This window comes from Hydrogenimonas urashimensis (assembly GCF_016593255.1).
GTDB classification, from domain to species: Bacteria; Campylobacterota; Campylobacteria; order Campylobacterales; family Hydrogenimonadaceae; genus Hydrogenimonas; species Hydrogenimonas urashimensis.
The window spans coordinates 251,999-267,674 of the sequence record NZ_AP023212.1 but is presented as its reverse complement, the minus strand read 5'-3'; the positions used below and the strand labels follow the sequence as shown (position 1 = coordinate 267,674).

General features: G+C 47.9%; 17 protein-coding genes. 3 read left to right on the top strand and 14 right to left on the bottom strand.

Annotated features, from left to right (window positions below; translation table 11 throughout):
* Positions 1-78: 78 nt before the first annotated feature.
* The 6 genes from JMG82_RS01350 to JMG82_RS01325 form a co-directional block, all read right to left on the bottom strand.
* The gene (locus JMG82_RS01350) at positions 79-603 is read right to left on the bottom strand and encodes a hypothetical protein (RefSeq protein ID WP_201353150.1); all 525 of its coding nucleotides are present in this window, start codon (positions 601-603) and stop codon (positions 79-81) included.
* An 84-nt stretch (positions 604-687) separates the two neighbouring features.
* Entirely contained in the window at positions 688-1,143 is a 456-nt protein-coding gene (locus tag JMG82_RS01345) for an NUDIX hydrolase (protein WP_201353149.1), read from the bottom strand.
* A complete protein-coding gene (locus JMG82_RS01340; RefSeq protein ID WP_201353148.1) occupies positions 1,140-2,204 on the bottom strand; it encodes a hypothetical protein in 1,065 nt (354 codons plus the stop codon). Before JMG82_RS01340 ends, JMG82_RS01345 begins: the two co-directional genes overlap by 4 nt.
* Complete coding sequence (locus JMG82_RS01335) at positions 2,201-3,073, bottom strand: lysylphosphatidylglycerol synthase transmembrane domain-containing protein (protein ID WP_201353147.1); 873 nt, start codon at positions 3,071-3,073, stop codon at positions 2,201-2,203. Before JMG82_RS01335 ends, JMG82_RS01340 begins: the two co-directional genes overlap by 4 nt.
* Positions 3,057-4,031: a glycosyltransferase family 2 protein gene (locus JMG82_RS01330; RefSeq protein ID WP_201353146.1), complete on the bottom strand. Its 975-nt coding sequence runs from the start codon at positions 4,029-4,031 to the stop codon at positions 3,057-3,059. Before JMG82_RS01330 ends, JMG82_RS01335 begins: the two co-directional genes overlap by 17 nt.
* On the bottom strand, positions 4,028-5,506 hold the full coding sequence (locus JMG82_RS01325) for a glycosyltransferase family 39 protein (protein ID WP_201353145.1): 1,479 nt from the start codon (positions 5,504-5,506) through the stop codon (positions 4,028-4,030). The genes JMG82_RS01330 and JMG82_RS01325 overlap by 4 nt, the downstream gene beginning before the upstream one ends.
* A gap of 238 nt (positions 5,507-5,744) precedes the next feature.
* Between JMG82_RS01325 and JMG82_RS01320 the strand changes: the two genes are divergently transcribed.
* Entirely contained in the window at positions 5,745-6,062 is a 318-nt protein-coding gene (locus JMG82_RS01320; protein WP_201353144.1) for a hypothetical protein, read from the top strand.
* A gap of 12 nt (positions 6,063-6,074) precedes the next feature.
* Here JMG82_RS01320 and hemH read toward each other — a convergent pair whose 3' ends face one another.
* Positions 6,075-7,016, bottom strand: a complete 942-nt coding sequence (gene hemH / locus JMG82_RS01315) for a ferrochelatase (RefSeq protein WP_201353143.1) — start codon at positions 7,014-7,016, stop codon at positions 6,075-6,077.
* 96 nt (positions 7,017-7,112) lie between these two features.
* Between hemH and JMG82_RS01310 the strand changes: the two genes are divergently transcribed.
* A complete protein-coding gene (locus JMG82_RS01310; protein ID WP_201353142.1) occupies positions 7,113-8,306 on the top strand; it encodes a saccharopine dehydrogenase family protein in 1,194 nt (397 codons plus the stop codon).
* A gap of 48 nt (positions 8,307-8,354) precedes the next feature.
* On the opposite strand, the gene JMG82_RS01305 is transcribed toward JMG82_RS01310, so the two are convergent.
* The 6 genes from JMG82_RS01305 to JMG82_RS01280 form a co-directional block, all read right to left on the bottom strand.
* Positions 8,355-9,203 carry a trypsin-like peptidase domain-containing protein gene (locus tag JMG82_RS01305; RefSeq protein ID WP_201353141.1) on the bottom strand — a complete coding sequence of 283 codons (849 nt, stop codon included), beginning with the start codon at positions 9,201-9,203 and terminating at the stop codon, positions 8,355-8,357.
* Positions 9,204-9,339: 136 nt separating this feature from the next.
* Entirely contained in the window at positions 9,340-9,996 is a 657-nt protein-coding gene (locus JMG82_RS01300; protein ID WP_201353140.1) for a hypothetical protein, read from the bottom strand.
* A 175-nt stretch (positions 9,997-10,171) separates the two neighbouring features.
* On the bottom strand, positions 10,172-11,014 hold the full coding sequence (locus tag JMG82_RS01295; RefSeq protein ID WP_201353139.1) for a hypothetical protein: 843 nt from the start codon (positions 11,012-11,014) through the stop codon (positions 10,172-10,174).
* Between the two features lie 78 nt (positions 11,015-11,092).
* Entirely contained in the window at positions 11,093-12,166 is a 1,074-nt protein-coding gene (locus JMG82_RS01290) for an integrase core domain-containing protein (RefSeq protein WP_201353138.1), read from the bottom strand.
* Positions 12,167-12,404: 238 nt separating this feature from the next.
* A complete protein-coding gene (locus JMG82_RS01285) occupies positions 12,405-12,803 on the bottom strand; it encodes a hypothetical protein (protein ID WP_201353137.1) in 399 nt (132 codons plus the stop codon).
* A 95-nt stretch (positions 12,804-12,898) separates the two neighbouring features.
* Positions 12,899-13,540 carry a hypothetical protein gene (locus JMG82_RS01280; RefSeq protein ID WP_201353136.1) on the bottom strand — a complete coding sequence of 214 codons (642 nt, stop codon included), beginning with the start codon at positions 13,538-13,540 and terminating at the stop codon, positions 12,899-12,901.
* 621 nt (positions 13,541-14,161) lie between these two features.
* Between JMG82_RS01280 and nspC the strand changes: the two genes are divergently transcribed.
* Positions 14,162-15,298, top strand: coding sequence for a carboxynorspermidine decarboxylase (gene nspC, locus JMG82_RS01275; RefSeq protein WP_201353135.1), 1,137 nt, complete (start codon positions 14,162-14,164; stop codon positions 15,296-15,298).
* Here the strand turns inward: nspC and JMG82_RS01270 are convergent.
* The gene (locus JMG82_RS01270) at positions 15,293-15,562 is read right to left on the bottom strand and encodes a hypothetical protein (RefSeq protein ID WP_201353134.1); all 270 of its coding nucleotides are present in this window, start codon (positions 15,560-15,562) and stop codon (positions 15,293-15,295) included. The two genes, nspC and JMG82_RS01270, sit on opposite strands and share 6 nt — an antisense overlap.
* Between the last annotated feature and the right edge of the window lie 114 nt (positions 15,563-15,676).

Genomic DNA, 15,676 nt, shown 5'->3' with positions numbered 1-15,676 from the left:
TGTGAAAAAAGAGGAAAGCGTCGCGGGGATCTATGGGAATTCTCCGAAAGGGGAAACGCCTTGAAAAGGGCGAGCTTTTCAGTCGATCGCCTCTTCAAGGTCTTTGGGGGTCGTGACGAACTCCACATCTTCGATGAGGCCGTCATCCAGGTCGATCACCATAATGTAGTCTCTGTACTTTTCGTTTCTAAACTTCTCCGACGCCTTTTTGTCGCGGATCAGAAAGATCGAGTATCGGTGTTTCTGCAGGTCCGGCAGAGCGACATACTTGAGGATCATCGATGGCATACCGCTGACATCGGCGATGAAAACAACCCGTTTTTTGTCCAGATAGTCGTCGGGTTTCGTGTTGAGATACTCTTTGACCAGGTGCCCGGTCGCTTTGCCGAAGACGATGATCACCTTTTTAGTCTCTCCCGTTACCTGCCCCTTTTTACCGAACTGGTCCTTGAGAGTGCCGGAAACGAAAGGTTTTCCGATCTCGATGGCGGGAGCCACCTTGCCCTTCTTGATCTCCACCACGGGCTTCTCTTCCACCTTGTTGCTGCATCCTGCAATCAACAGAGCTGCACCGAAAAGTGCCGACAGAATTTTCATTTTCATTCGCGTTGTCCTTTGGTTTGATGTTGGAAATTGTCTTGGGGCCATTATAGAGTCTTTGGTTTGAAAACCACTTTCAAACAGCCATTAGTTCCCGGAAAGAAGTTCCCGCAATCTTTCAAGAAACGGAATCTGGGATTTGACGATCACCTCTTCCGCTCTCTTAAGGGGAAACCATGCCGCCCGATCCGCTTCGGGGAAACTCCGTTTCCGGCCCGACCCGGGCGGCCACTCCAATTCGAACATGTTGGAGACGATACGGGTGGAAGGTTCCGCCCTGACGGCCCATGCGTGGATGATCTTGTTCGAGGTTTTCGCCGTTCCCAGTGGCAGAAAGCTCCCCTCGATCCGCTCTCCCGTCTCCTCGAAAAATTCGCGTTTGGCCGCCGTGAGCAGATCTTCCCCCTCTTCCACCTCCCCTTTGACGATACTCCATGCGCGCTCTCTCTTTCGCCAGAAAGGTCCCCCCATGTGGATCAGATAGACCTCCGTTCCGCCCTCTTTCTGCCTAAACGGCAGTATACCCGCACTCACTCTCTTCATTTGGAAGCCGATCCCTCTTCCTGGAGTGCGCCGGCTCTTGCGATGATACGGTCGGCGGGCAGGCGGTAGAGGTTGGCGAGCTCCTCGAGAACGCGAACATCGATGAAATTGTCTGCGAGCGCCTTGGCGATGAGTTCGATCCGCTCATCGGCGCTTCGGCTCTCCCGCAGATGGCGCATCAAAGCCGCCGTCTCGTCGGCACGCACGTAGAAGATGTCGTAAAGCCTGTCGGCATCTTCCGGCTCGATGCCGTTCTCGCGGCAGAGCTCATCCATCCGCTTTTCGTCGATCTTCCCGTCGGCGAATCCCTCCACGATCACCGCCAGCTTGCCCAGATAGGTCGGATGCGCATCGATGCGGCTTTGAATGTCCGAAGGCGTCCGTTCCGAAGAGGCGATACAGGCGCTGATTTTTATATGGTTCGTGCCTGAGGCGAAACGGATCGCAAAATGCAGAGGCTTCTCGGGCGGCACGGCGATCTCCAGCACATCGAGGGCTTCATCGAGAGAAAAGAGTGCGGTGTTTGCCGGAACCGTAAGGGTGTAGGCGACACTTTCGATGCCCCTTCGGCTGCGCACGCGATGCGCCATCCGCAGCACCGCTTCCCGCAGATGGCGTCCCTCGGTGTAATAAAACCGGTTGAGCCGATGAGCCTGGAAGACAGCGAAAAGGTCCTCTTCGCCCAGCGAGAAATCCTGTTCGGAAGATTCGACAAAAAGCGTTTCGATGCTCTTGACGGCATGGGAAAAGGAGAGGGCCGCGAGAGATTCCAGTTTCACCGGAACGGGAACAAAAGAACTCTTCATCACCTTTTCGATGAAGGGGCCGCTCGTCTCCTGATCCGGAAACAGCAGTATGCCTCTTCCTTTGAAACCCGCTATCTTCTGCAAAGAGGAGTCGTCAAAAGCCGATAGAACGAAAACATGCACGGCGGAGGATGAGGGTTCCGACGGCCCCGTTAGGGTTGCAATCTCGCTCCGGCGTGTCAAATTCGCCATTTCGACAGACTGCTGGGCCGCACTGTCCATGGGGATGAATCGAAGTTTTGCTGTGTTGTTCATATCACCTCTTTGTCGATAGGTTGCGCCTGGATGCGGTTGATAAGAAAGAGACCCGCAAGCGAAGAGAGAGCCGTCACCATGAAAAAGAGAAAGGAGAAGGTGACGCCAAGAGCGGGATTTTCTCCAATCCACTCCAGCCCGTAGAGAAACGTGAGTTCCCGTATTCCCACACCGCCTATGGTCAACGGCAGCACCGCCGCGACGCTCGAGACAAGAAAGAGCGTCATATACTCCCACAGCGCCCCGTCGATGCCGAGACTTTTGGCGATCATCCACGCCGAAACCAGCTGCAGCAGCTGAACGGCAAGCCCCCAGGCCATCGTCTTGCCGAAAACATCGAGAAAGAGAGGGAAAAAGAGTTTCGTCATCAGGTAGGTGGCGGGAAAGACAAGCAGGGCGCAAAGAATCGCCGCACCGTACGTGAGTGGGTAGAGCTGGGCGTATCGGCTGAAGGCGCAAAGAAGCGCCGCATAGAAAATCAGCGCGGCAAGACCGCTCACCCTGTCCAGAAGCACCGCCTGAAAGAGCGTTTTGAGTCTCTGTTTGAACGTCTTGTTGAGCAGATAGATTTTGTATCCGTCACCGCCGATGCCGCCGGGGAGAAAAAGGTTGTAGAACATGCCCACATAATAGAGCAGAAGATTGTAGCTTTGCGCTAGATGCAGGCCGATCGTCTCGAAATAGAGATTAAGCCGCAGGGCGCTGGCGATTTTGGAGAGATTGAAAAAAAAGAACGCACAAAAAAGCCAGAAAGCATCGGCACTCCGAAGGGCCGATTTCAGCCGGTCCGGTTCCACCTTTTGGAGTACGAACGCAAGAGCCGCTGCCGTCAGAAGGATTTTCAGCAGAAGCTTAAGCTTCCGTTTCATCGGCCTCTTTTTCTTTCGGTTTTGTCGAAGAAGCGACGAATATCTCCTTGATGGTATAGGGTTTTTTGTTCTGGGATTCGAAATAGGTCCGCATGATGAGCTCCGCGACAAATCCCGTCGTGATAAGCTGAATGCCGCCGAGGGTCAACATGACCCCCAGAATCAGGAGCGGCCGCTGGCCGATACTCTCTCCGAAGAGTTTCAGAACGAACAGGTAGGCGTCGATGAGCAGGCCGATGGCGAGCATCGGGATACCCAGTGTGCCAAAAAGGTGCATCGGCTTCGTCTTGTATTTCTGCATGAAGAGCATCAGCAGCAGGTCGCTGATTACCCGGAAAGTCCGCCCGATGCCGTATTTGCTCTCTCCGTGAATGCGCGGATGGTGTTTGACATCGACCTCGGTGATTTTCGCGCCGTACATTTTGGCAAGAACCGGGATAAAACGGTGCAGCTCCCCGTAGAGTCCCAGGTTTTTGGCCACGTCCCGTTTGAAGACCTTCAGCGTGCAGCCGTAGTCGTGCAGATAGACGCCGGTGGAATGCCGGATGATGGCATTGGCGATCTTGCTGGGTATCTTTCTCAAAAACATCCCGTCCTGCCGCTTTTTACGACGGCCGGCGACAAGGTCCCACCCCTCTTTCTCCAGCTTTTCGATCATCATCGGAATATCGGTCGGATCGTTCTGAAGATCGCCGTCGAGCGTCGCGATAATATCCCCTTTCGCTGCTTCGATACCCGCGGCCATCGCTGTGGTCTGCCCGAAATTGCGGTTGAACACGATGATCTTCGTCCGTTCGTCGGCCAGCTCCTTCATACGCTCGACGGTTCTGTCGGTCGATCCGTCGTCGACCATGATCAGTTCGTAGTCGATCCCCTCGAGCGCCTTTCTGACCGCTTCAAAAAGCGGAGCGACATTCTCCTCTTCGTTCATGACCGGAATCACTACCGAAAGTTTCATCGATACCCTTTGAAATGTTTGAGATAGTATACATCAAAGACCATTGCGTCCTCTTTATGGAGCGGAATGCGGATCGTTGCGATCTTTTCGGCACTTTTAAAATATTTCGCGACACCCCCCGCCCCTTTGCGGCGGGTGACGTAGATGAAATCGTCCCCAACATGCTTCTGAAGGTCGGTCGTCATTTCATAGTGGTCCCGCAATGTGTGATTCGGATTCCACTTCACGGCATCGAAGGGATGGGGATGAACGTAGAAGATCAGCTCCGCCATCACCTTTCTGTCGTCACTGAGCAGTTTCGCCCCCGGATGGCGCTTCAGAATCTCGCCCACGGCCGTGCCGAGTTCATGCCACCCCCGGACACGACGGAACGGATCGATCTTCCGGGTCACCTCCACGCCCATCAGATGGGCGATGCTGTAATAGTGGTAGAGGCCGACCCCGAGCGCTATATTCACGGCGATCGCCGCGGCGAGCCATCTCTTTTTGTCCCGGAGAACGAGCCAGGCGACCACCAGCAGCGTCGAGGCCACGTACATGGGCGCCGACCAGTTGGCAAAGGCACGCGAAAGAAGACTCACGGTCAGAATCAGAGCGAACATGGGCATGATGAACCACCACAGAAGCTTCATCCTCTCATCGTCCCTCAAGCGGCCGTAGCGGGGCAGTATCGCCAGTAACCACCCGAAGAGCACGGGACCGAATACCCCAAACTGTGAACCGAGAAATTCAAGCATTTTGCCCAGATGGAAATGAAGACCCGTAATATGGGCGTTGTCGCGGCTGGTATGCTTGAAACTGACGAATTCGTGGGTATAGTTCCAGTAGAGGTTGGGCATGTACAAAATCGCCGCGAGAGCCATCGCACTGTAAAGACGCGGATTTTTCAGGTGATGCCGATAGCGGGAGGAAAGGATAAGATAGGCAAAAGCGGAGACGACGAAGATGATCATCGTATATTTGCTCAACAGTCCTCCGCCGCCCGCGATGCCCGTAACGAGCCAATCCCTCCAGCGGTCGCTCTTGAGCGCCTTGACGAAAAAGAGCATTGCCAGCGACCAGAAAAAAAGAAACGGCACATCGGTCGAAATGATGAGGGAGGAGAGCCAGACCGCCGGCAGGGTGACAAATGCGAGCCCGCTGAAAAAGGCGATCTCTTCGTTGTCGAAAAGCTCCTTCGCCAGAAAGTAGATATTGAGCGTTGTCAGTATGTAGACAAAGAGCGAGAGAACCTTGATACCCACGAATGTGTCGCCAAAAAGCGAGGTACCGAGCATGATGAGCCATGCCACCATGGGGGGTTTGGAGTAGTAGCCGAAATCAAAATGCTGCGCCCAGCCCCAGTAGTAGGCTTCGTCGGCGTAGAGGTCGATCACTCCAGCCGCCTGTGTCAGCACATAGAAACGGTAAACGCTCAGAGCGAAGAGAGCAAGAAGGAGTGTGGAAAGGTTGTAAAAAGAACCGCTTTTTTGCATGGTTTTCCTGCAGTCAGAATAATTATGAAAGCAATTTTACCAAATTCCGGACTTGATTATAAAATAAAATTTAGATAAAATACTTTCTCTTCTGCACATCCGCAAACAACTTGTAATTTTGTAATCGGCCCGTCATGGGCGAAATGTTATAGATGATTGAAATTGTTTTATGTGTAGCCGAAAATCATCAATCCGGTGCGGCATGGCCTCGCTGCAGCGGTGAAAAAAGGAGGAGAAGATGATGCATCAACTCAATGCGAAAGTCGTGAAGATCATCGGAACCAAATACCCGAGACTCAGGACGATGATTCGCAACCACCCCTATACCAAAATCGTGGGAATGAGCGTCGTCAAGTGTCTGCTGGAGGAAATGCAGATGAAAATCGAAGCCATTTCCGACGACCTGTTGGAAGAGATGCTCGACAAAGGAATCGCACTCTACCACGAAAACGAAGAGGAGATCAGATCGATTCCCGTGATCGAACACAAACGGCGTGTCCTGTGCGACGGACTCAGGCAGTTTGCCGAAGAGCATCTGGAATCGGCCGCGGGCTGAAAACCCAACCCCCTACCCCATCTTTCTATACAGCAGCTCAAGAGCTCGGATGAACCTATCCGAGTCGTTCGGGCAGCGGCACACCCGGTAAAGATCGAATCCCAATTTTTCCGCAACCTCACGATATTCAAAATCGAGTTCGAAAAGAGTTTCCGAATTGTCGACAGTGAAAGATACAGGATAGATCAACACCCTTTTGTTTTTTATCTCTTCGAGCACCCTCGCAAGTGACGGAGTGAGCCACTTGAGAGGTCCTACTTTCGACTGATAGCCGATGTGGACCTGATTGAAGACGATTCCCCTCGCGCGCAGACGCGTCACATGGCGCAGCACCTCCTCTTCCACATGCTTTTGGTAAGGATCGCCCCGTTTGACGACCCGGACCGGAAGACCATGGGCAGAAAAGACGAGATTGACCGTGCCGGGATCTTCGTCGCCCAGCGTTTCGACGATGCGCTCCTCGACCGCTTCGAGATAGGGTTCGAAATCGTGGTAGTGCAGCGTGCTGACCATGACGGGGTGATAGTCTATCAATTTCGCCGCGGCTCGGATATCTTCGATCGAGGAGGCGGTCGTCGTGGTCGAAAACTGCGGATACATGAGAATCAGGTAGAGTTTTTCTATGCCCCGTTCTTTCAGGCCTTTCAAAACATCTACCGCGAAAGGCTCCGTGTAGCGCATCACGATCTCCACCACGGCGTCGTCGACCTTTTCCTGGAGTTTTTCCCGGATTTTTTCGGTAATCTCCAGAAGGGGCGAGCCGCCGCCGAGCTGTCGATAGTTCTCTTTTACCCCTTCCAGGCGCATACGGGTGATGAGCTCGGCAAGATTTTTGCGAATCATCCCGGGCGCGCCGATAATTCGCCGATCGTTGAACATGTTACGCATAAAGATTTCTATTTCGTCGAGACGGGAAGCCCCTCCCATATTCATTAATATGATAGCTTTTTTCATGGGTCGATCCCTATTTTCGGAAACTCTGTAAAATGACGTGATTATATCGAAACTATCGCTTGGTATAATAACCTACTTCAATTTCCAAGGATGAACATGAGCAGAGTTTTGATTATCGGAGCCGGAGGGGTCGGCCGGGTCGTCGCCCATAAATGCGCCAAAAACAGCGATGTTTTCGACCATATCACCCTGGCCAGCCGCACGCTGGAAAAATGCGTGCAGATCAAGGAAGAGATCGAACGGATGCAGGGTAAGACGATCGACGTGGCACAGGTGGATGCCGACAATGTGGAGGAGTTGGTGCAGCTCATCAAAAAAGTGCGGCCCTGTGTAGTCATCAACGTCGCCCTTCCCTACCAGGATTTGACCATCATGGATGCCTGCCTGCTCACCGGCATCCACTACCTCGATACGGCCAACTACGAGCACCCCGATACGGCGAAATTCGAGTACAAGGAGCAGTGGGCCAAGGATGCCGATTTCAAAGCCAAAGGGCTCATGGCACTGCTAGGCAGCGGTTTCGACCCGGGTGTCACCAATGTCTTTTGCGCCTACGCCCTCAAGCACTATTTCGACGAAATAGAGTACATCGACATTCTCGACTGCAACGCCGGCGACCACGGCTACCCTTTCGCCACCAATTTCAACCCCGAAATCAACATCCGCGAAGTCAACGCCAAAGGGCGCTACTGGGAGAACGGCGACTGGAAGGAGACCGAACCGATGGCGGTGAAGATGGTCTGGGACTACCCCGACATCGGACCCAAGGACAGCTACCTTCTCTACCATGAAGAGGAGGAGTCGCTAATCAAGCACATCCCCGGCCTCAAGCGCATCCGCTTCTGGATGACCTTTGGCGAAAGCTACTTGACTCACCTCAAAGTCCTCGACAACATCGGCCTCACGCGCATCGACCCCATCGAAGTGGACGGTTGCAAAGTCGTGCCTCTGCATGTCGTCAAAGCCCTGCTCCCCGACCCGGCGACCCTGGGTCCCCGCACCAAGGGAAAGACCAATATCGGCGTCGTCTGCGAAGGCATCAAAAACGGCGAAAGGAGAAAAATCTACATCTACAACATCTGCGACCACCAGGAAGCCTACAAAGAGGTCTGCGCTCAGTGTGTGAGCTACACCACCGGCGTGCCCGCCATGATCGGCGCCAAACTGATGTGCGAAGGCAAGTGGATGCGGCCCGGCACCGTCAATATGGAGCAGATGGACCCCGACCCCTTCATGGAGGAGCTTAACCGCCAGGGGCTGCCGTGGCATGTGATAGAGATGAATGTGTAGGGTATGAAAGTGGTTTGAGAGGATTAACGATTAAATCAGCCGCGCAGTTTACTGCGCCGGCTGGATTTTATTGTTAGAAGCATTGACCACGTTGACATAATATTCCACACATTCTTTTATTGTTTCCGCCTTAAATACGATGCCGAGGTCGATCATTTGGTCAATTTCTGCGACAGGCAGTTGTTGTGTTGGGATATTGACAATACGAATACCACCTTGCTCTACGCGTTTATATACCTGCGCGACAATCCCTAAAAAGTGCAGTCTGTTTCCCGCATAAAGATTCCCTTCTTTATCTGGATATCCTCCAGCATAGTAGATGAATACAGGGCTACCGCTGGAACCTGGGAATACGGATGCATCAATCAGAAATTTTTTTTGCCCATCGAAGTCTATATAATAAGGAGTGGCTGTTATGCCTTTTCTTATTATTGGGAGAATATTTTTCGTGTCCCATATGCCACTTGGATACCCGATAAATACAACTTCCTCTATTGGGGAAATGAATTTATCAATCTGCTCTTGTGTGGGGAATTCCCTTTCCGTAAGATTCTTCCAGAACAGTATGTCTCCGTTATTCTCAGCTTCGCTGAATATTGCTGAAACATTCATAGCAGCCACGTCTACATCTGGATTTGGATGGCCTATAAAATTATTTGCGTTGAATGAGAACCTGTAGCCTTGACCGAGTAAAGGCTTTTTTGTCTTGCCATCGACCTTTCCTTTCAACACCACAAAATTGCCATGAACTATGCCCTCTACAACATGCTTGTTTGTTATAAGGAATAATCGTTGCTCATGCATAAAGAAGAACCCTGTCCCAACAGAAGTTCCTTGTATTTTTTTCCCTTCAAGCCTGACAGTCGTATGCATTAATTCTTCTGCAAGAGATGCCATCATATATTCCTAGTAGCTTCTAACGTTTTACGTAACCGGCTGGCTAACCCAGAGTGACAAGGAACGAGAAGCGGCGGGTTAACCAGTCCAAGTTGACGCACTTGTTAGGTGTTTTTAATACCACAAGCACAGTATATCACTCAAAAAGCTGACGCTTTTGTTCAATATCAAGTGACTTAATACTATTAAATTTAAAGCCTTTCTTTAATATCAATTCATTCTCTCGAGAATTACCTTCACACAATACTTCTGAGTCATTTATTTCAATAACAAATACAGGGTTATTTTCTACTTCTATTGAAGATGATTGAACGTAGTTTTTCAAGCCGGTAGTGCTTGTAGACCATGAGTTTCCTAAGTTTTCTTTTTGCTCCTGTTCTCTGCCAACTCGATACAAAGTCAATGTTTGACCGCTTGATTTATAAGTTTGTTTGAATTTAGACAGATCAAAATGAAAACATGGATAATTTCCAGAGATAACTCCTGATGTATATAGCCTCACAAGTATTTCTTTTTTAAACTCATCTTCCCATAGAGTCAGAATATCTTCTTTATGACAATATAAAAAATAAAGCAATACCTCTAGATTCTCACCTTCTGAGGTAGTATAAAACTCACCATTTAAGTCTTTTATAGATTTCAAGGAATTATTCAGGTACTGTAATTCACTTTGCGTTAAATACGAGTTAATTAAATGTTCAGTATCAATGGCAATAATACAAAACAACTTTTCTAAAAATGAATTCATAATAAATAATCTGTTCTCCAAAATTCTGAGTTTTTTAAAAAACATTGCCTTTTATACTTCACTTCGCGGTTTATGGTTTCCAACGCTCATTTAATCAAAAGGGTATTTAAGGTTTCTCGGCCTTTCACACATTACGACAAGGATCACTTGCCGACAAGACGCAAGCCCGTAGGGCGCAGCGGATTGGCGGTCAAGTGCACCCGCTTGTTATGCGTTAACCCTAGTTCCCAGCAATATCAGATAGCCGCTTCTCGAGTTTTGTTTGTAATTCAAGCAACCCCTCGCCATTATTTAGATAATGAACATACCTCAGGTGGCGCAAATCGAACGGGATATCTGCTTCTGATTGCGTGATTAGAATTACTTCACGTCCCAATGTATGAGCGATCCCAGCCTCATAGAACACGTTTGCATTCCTACCTGTGCAGTCACAAATAACCACCCTCGATCTATCAATAAGGGAAACAACGTCCTGAATTACAGCTGGATTCTCCCAAATATCATCCGCTCTTCTACACCTAAAGCCAACCTTTTCACAAACAGTTTTTAGGGCATCATATACCGAATCAAAATGCGGGGAAAAAGGCATCATTGCAGAAGCTAGAACACTTTCTATTTGTTCTGGTTCGTTTAATGAAAAAACCTTGGGTTTTAATCGGCGTGGTTGAAAATGACGAAATAACACCCGAAATAAGTCTTGATCTTTTACAGCCCAATGCGTGCGATTGAATTCAAAGTCTCGGATGTCTAATTCACTTGAGATCGATTCTATGGCCTTATTTGGAATGGGCGGAACATCTGGATCATAAAAATATTCCAATGACACTTCTCCTCCAGTTATTCTCGCCCGAATAATTGTTCCGACTCTTGCTAATTGCTTTCCATCGCCCCATGTCTCTTCCATGAATACGGTCGGAAGGTTCCTCAGGGCGTCGAAATTAATGATCCCGCCAGGCTTGAACCGCTCAACAATATCATCAGTGGTGTATTCGAATATTCTGCCAAGCGGGAAAGTATCGCGAGTTTCTGCCCATCCGCTTCCACTGACAATTAGATTGAACATAAAAACTTCCCTTTCACTTACTTTTATGGCGCATAACTATTTATTGTATGAACAAACTATACCATATTCCCCGCCACTCTATAAATAGCATGTATTAGTCCACCACATATGGCACTCCGGATGATGTTCAATCAGGTATTGTACCGGAGGTTTCAATCGAAGGGAATGATGAGGGATGAGAGTGTTGTAATCGACAAGCCATTCGGCCATTTTTTGGTTGAACAGTTCGATATCCGTAAAGAGCAGATCTTCGTGAAAATCCACGAACTGTTCCTGGAGTGTCCGATTGAATCTTTCGTTGTGGGCGTTCATTTTGGGACTTCTTGGATAGGTCCAGTAATGGGTCAGCCCTTTCTCCTGTACCAAGGCGTCGAAGAGTTTCATGAATTCACTGCCATTGTCGGAGAGGATACAGAAGGATCGGGGTTTTGTCGTGACATGGGCGGTATCAAAGAGACCTTCAAGGAGTGCATTGAGCACATTGGCCGTATGTTTGGAGTGTCGGGTGGGAATGGCGACGGCGAAGGCGACGCGGCTATGTGGATCGACGAGCGTCATAATGTATCGTCTCATCCCGTCACAGACTCTTTGGATCGTATCCACTGCCCATAGACGCATCGGTTTGCTTTTGAGGTTTTTTGGTTTCCGGTTTTTGAAGACTCTTCTTTTGGGTTTGACGTTTCCTTTGGAGTCGATTCGATAGGGGATCAGCCGCATTTTGTCCTTATCGTTGGCGATCACTCTGCCGATCGTCGATTCCGAAACCACAGGCAGCCGGTTCTCTTCACACCAGGGTTTGAGCAGATGATAGAGTTTGGCTTTTCCCATATTGGGGTACGTCGATCTGAGTTCTCTTATTTTTTCCACGATCTCTCCGGGTGTTTGGGATTGACGCTTTTTCTTCGGAGCTTTGGAGCGGGGGTTGAGCGAAAGGATATCCCCGTCGCTCTCTTTGTAAAGAGCCTTCCATCGATAGAGCGTTCGTCTACTGATATCGAACGCTTCCAGGGTGGCATCAAGATCCCACTTGTCGTAGAACTTCAAAATCTTCAATCGTTTCAGTGCCGTGTTGGTTTGCATCTGCAAACGATAGCATACGCTTTGTAATCTTTTGAAGCCTTTGAGGCCATGAAAGAGATAATCGGTCTGCATACTCACTCCTTGCTGGAGTGCCATATGTTTCTGAACTTATGCAGATTATTAATGACATAACTATTTCTAACTGCTAATTATGCGAATTAAACGAATAATATTCACATGGATAAGCAGGATAATTTTTTTTATCGTCTTGTCTTCAATCGTCCTGTCTTTTTAATCGTTTCGTCAGAAACGAACGACTGAATTGAGAAATATTTGACCGTACGGTCAAATATTTCTCTCCAATAACTTGTTATATATCTACTTTATCTAACCCTATCTCTTCTCTTAGTCTATCTCTTGTTAGTTTATTAAGTTTTATAAAATTGTCAAATATTTCTTTAGTCATTTGTTTATTTTTTTCTATTTCAGAAGAAATAGTTTTAACAATTTCAATTTCATCTTTATTGCCATAAATGTAAAATCTAACTTGTATTTTATTAAATCCATCTAACGATTTAGTTTCTTGAGCATTTTGAAAAAACAATAAATAATCTTCTAAAAGTTTTATTCTTGCATCCATACTTCTTTTAAAAATTTCATGTTTTCTATTTTGTTGACTATTATAATACCATCCAAAAACTGCGATAAATACTGATACGACTATTGCAATACTTGATATAATATTTTTTAAATCTATGTTTTCTAACATTTATGTTCCTTCTTTTTTTGATATATAACGACAAAGCTCACCTGCCGCTATGGAGCGCAGCGGAATAGCGGTCAGGTGGAGCGCTTTGTTCTGTGCTATTCATTTGTGCCATTTATTTGTCTCCGCATGTCGTCCATTAAATTTTGCATCGCTTGATTGAGGCGATTCCTATGATGTCCATTGGTCATAATTAACTCCTGAATCCGTTCTTTAATATTAGACACATATTGGTTGCCCGTATGCTTTCTCAATTCTATTAGCGTCTTCTTTCCTATTTGATATTTGGCAAATACGTTTAATGCCTCAATAAGCTCACTATAATGATTCGGTTCAATTAACAATGCACTTTTCTCAAGAATTCTGAATGTATTGTTAAGGTCTCTTGAAAATCTATTTAGAGTTCTTTCATTTGCAGATTCCCATAGATCATCCATAGTATGCCGTAGTTCTGTTAATTTAACCCATAGCTCATTGTATCGTTCAAATTGTTTTTCAGTATAACGACCTATTCTAACTCTGAATTTTTCAAATTCAACATTTGCTTTCGATTGCAATATTAATAATTGCTTATCAGTTTCTGATTTTAAGTCGGATTTATATTTTTCAAGTTTTTTATTATAATCATGCTCAATTGCTTTTTTCAGACGACTAGTTATCCAATCACGCAATATCCATCCAACTCCGGATAATATTGCTCCAGTCCCGATTGTGGACAACAACCAATCACTAAAATTCATGATATATCCTTTTTAACGCAGAACTATTTATTGTACGAACAAAGTATACTAAACACCTCGTCATGAAAAAATAGCACGACACAAAAAATGTTGTGCTATTTTTCAGATATTTCGAAATTGATATATTTTGTGCTCATTTTATTGGTTTTTACTACAATTTACCTGTTTTACGGTCTCTTGCTATTGGTTTTTCAGCCATTATCAACACATTTTATCGTGATAATGTTCATTTATCCAATAGCATGACAAAATGTACCGCTATCAGGAGGATAAAATGGCACCGATAAAAAAGCATCTCATTCATATGGGAAAGGAGGGAATCGAGTCGTTTCTCAATTGGTTGGCGGCTGAACAGAATGTTTCACTTAGGACACAGTGGTTTTCTCCCAGAATTTGGAACAGTCTAAAAGTGGAGTTTTTTCTGTAAAATATAAAAAAAGAGCGGGAATTTTACAGCATATCCATCAATATGCAGTATCGCATGGTGATCGATATCGTCATTGTCGACGAGAGGATTTTTTTTCTCGATATCGGCGGGCATGAAGTCTATAAATACTATTATGAAAAGCCTTGAATATTCCATTTAAAAGAAATTTTGAAACAACTTATTAAAGGACAATCATGATCGACCTTTCCATCATCCCAACCCCCTGCTACGTCTGCGAAGAGGCGATGCTGGAACGCAATTTGAAAATCCTGGACCGCGTGCAGAAAGAGAGCGGCGCGAAAATTCTGCTCGCACTCAAGGGGTTTGCCATGTGGAGCACTTTCGATCTTGTCGGAAAATACCTCGCAGGAACGAGCGCGAGCGGTCTGCACGAGGCGATGCTGGGGCGGGAAACGATGGACAAGGAGGTGCACACCTACTCCCCGGCCTTCAAGGAAGAGGAGATCGAAACCATCGCGCGCATCAGCGACCACCTCATCTTCAACTCTCCCAACCAGGTAAGGCGGTTTCTGAAAACGGCCAAATCGGCCAATCCGCAAATCTCCTGCGGTTTGCGTGTCAATCCGGAATTCTCTTCGGCGCCGGTGGATCTCTACAATCCCTGCGGGCTCTACAGCAGGCTCGGCACCACAATCGACAATTTCGACTCCAATCTTCTCGATGGGCTTGAGGGACTTCACTTCCATGCCCTCTGCGAACAGAATGTCGATGCGCTAGAGAGCGTGCTCGATGCGTTCGAAGAGAAGTTCGGTGCCTATATTCCGAAAATGAAATGGATCAATTTCGGCGGCGGTCACCACATCACCCGCAAAGACTACGATGTGGCTCGTCTCATCGACGTAATCCGCGAATTCAAAAGTCGCCACGGCAATGTGACGGTCTATCTGGAGCCGGGCGAAGCGGTGGGGTGGCAGACCGGTCCGCTCGTCGCTTCGGTACTCGACATTGTCCACAACGGCATGGATATAGCCATTTTGGACGTATCGGCGGAAGCCCATATGCCCGATACCCTGGCCATGCCCTATCGGGCCGAAGTGCGCGGTGCCGGAAAGGCGGGCGAGAAGCGCTACACCTACCGCCTAGGAGGCAACACCTGCCTTGCCGGAGACATCATGGGAGACTACAGCTTCGACGAACCACTCGAAATCGGGGACAAAATCGTCTTCGAGGACCAGATACACTACACGATGGTCAAAAGCACGACATTCAACGGCGTGCAGCATCCCTCCATCGCCATCTGGACCAAAAAGAACGAACTTGAGATCGTCCGACGTTTCGGCTACGAAGATTTCAAATACCGTCTCTCATGATCGAAACTGGGAGACGAGCTGACCGATCGCCTCTTCCAGCTTGCTGCGGTCTTCGTATGAAAAGACGAGAGGTTCTCTCCCCTCCTCTTTATAGTGGATGCAGATGGCATAATGCAGAAGTTCCACATCGTTGTTGGCCATTTCGTCATACCACTCCAGAGAAATCTGTGTCACGGTCCCGTCTGCATACCTGATGATGGCTGCCGGATAGAGTTGCCCCACTTCCTCGAGCCGGACGGTTTCGTTTTGAATCATGATTTTCAATAATTTCTCCTTCTTTTCGGAACTATGGTAAACAAACTCTCTTTAAATACCGATTATTGTATTATATAAACTGATGGTATACTGTAGCATCGGTACCAGACAAAACACATTATA

What these genes read in the sequence shown, in the direction of transcription:
- JMG82_RS01350 (WP_201353150.1), bottom strand. Translation starts at nt 603, where the DNA reads ATGAAAATGAAAATTCTGTCGGCACTTTTCGGTGCAGCTCTGTTGATT.
- JMG82_RS01340 (WP_201353148.1), bottom strand. Translation starts at nt 2,204, where the DNA reads ATGAACAACACAGCAAAACTTCGATTCATCCCCATGGACAGTGCGGCC.
- hemH (WP_201353143.1), bottom strand. Translation starts at nt 7,016, where the DNA reads ATGAAAAAAGCTATCATATTAATGAATATGGGAGGGGCTTCCCGTCTC.
- JMG82_RS01280 (WP_201353136.1), bottom strand. Translation starts at nt 13,540, where the DNA reads ATGAATTTTAGTGATTGGTTGTTGTCCACAATCGGGACTGGAGCAATA.
- JMG82_RS01295 (WP_201353139.1), bottom strand. Translation starts at nt 11,014, where the DNA reads ATGTTCAATCTAATTGTCAGTGGAAGCGGATGGGCAGAAACTCGCGAT.
- JMG82_RS01325 (WP_201353145.1), bottom strand. Translation starts at nt 5,506, where the DNA reads ATGCAAAAAAGCGGTTCTTTTTACAACCTTTCCACACTCCTTCTTGCT.
- JMG82_RS01345 (WP_201353149.1), bottom strand. Translation starts at nt 1,143, where the DNA reads ATGAAGAGAGTGAGTGCGGGTATACTGCCGTTTAGGCAGAAAGAGGGC.
- JMG82_RS01335 (WP_201353147.1), bottom strand. Translation starts at nt 3,073, where the DNA reads ATGAAACGGAAGCTTAAGCTTCTGCTGAAAATCCTTCTGACGGCAGCG.
- JMG82_RS01285 (WP_201353137.1), bottom strand. Translation starts at nt 12,803, where the DNA reads ATGTTAGAAAACATAGATTTAAAAAATATTATATCAAGTATTGCAATA.
- JMG82_RS01330 (WP_201353146.1), bottom strand. Translation starts at nt 4,031, where the DNA reads ATGAAACTTTCGGTAGTGATTCCGGTCATGAACGAAGAGGAGAATGTC.
- JMG82_RS01305 (WP_201353141.1), bottom strand. Translation starts at nt 9,203, where the DNA reads ATGGCATCTCTTGCAGAAGAATTAATGCATACGACTGTCAGGCTTGAA.
- nspC (WP_201353135.1), top strand. Translation starts at nt 14,162, where the DNA reads ATGATCGACCTTTCCATCATCCCAACCCCCTGCTACGTCTGCGAAGAG.
- JMG82_RS01300 (WP_201353140.1), bottom strand. Translation starts at nt 9,996, where the DNA reads ATGTTTTTTAAAAAACTCAGAATTTTGGAGAACAGATTATTTATTATG.
- JMG82_RS01310 (WP_201353142.1), top strand. Translation starts at nt 7,113, where the DNA reads ATGAGCAGAGTTTTGATTATCGGAGCCGGAGGGGTCGGCCGGGTCGTC.
- JMG82_RS01320 (WP_201353144.1), top strand. Translation starts at nt 5,745, where the DNA reads ATGATGCATCAACTCAATGCGAAAGTCGTGAAGATCATCGGAACCAAA.
- JMG82_RS01290 (WP_201353138.1), bottom strand. Translation starts at nt 12,166, where the DNA reads ATGCAGACCGATTATCTCTTTCATGGCCTCAAAGGCTTCAAAAGATTA.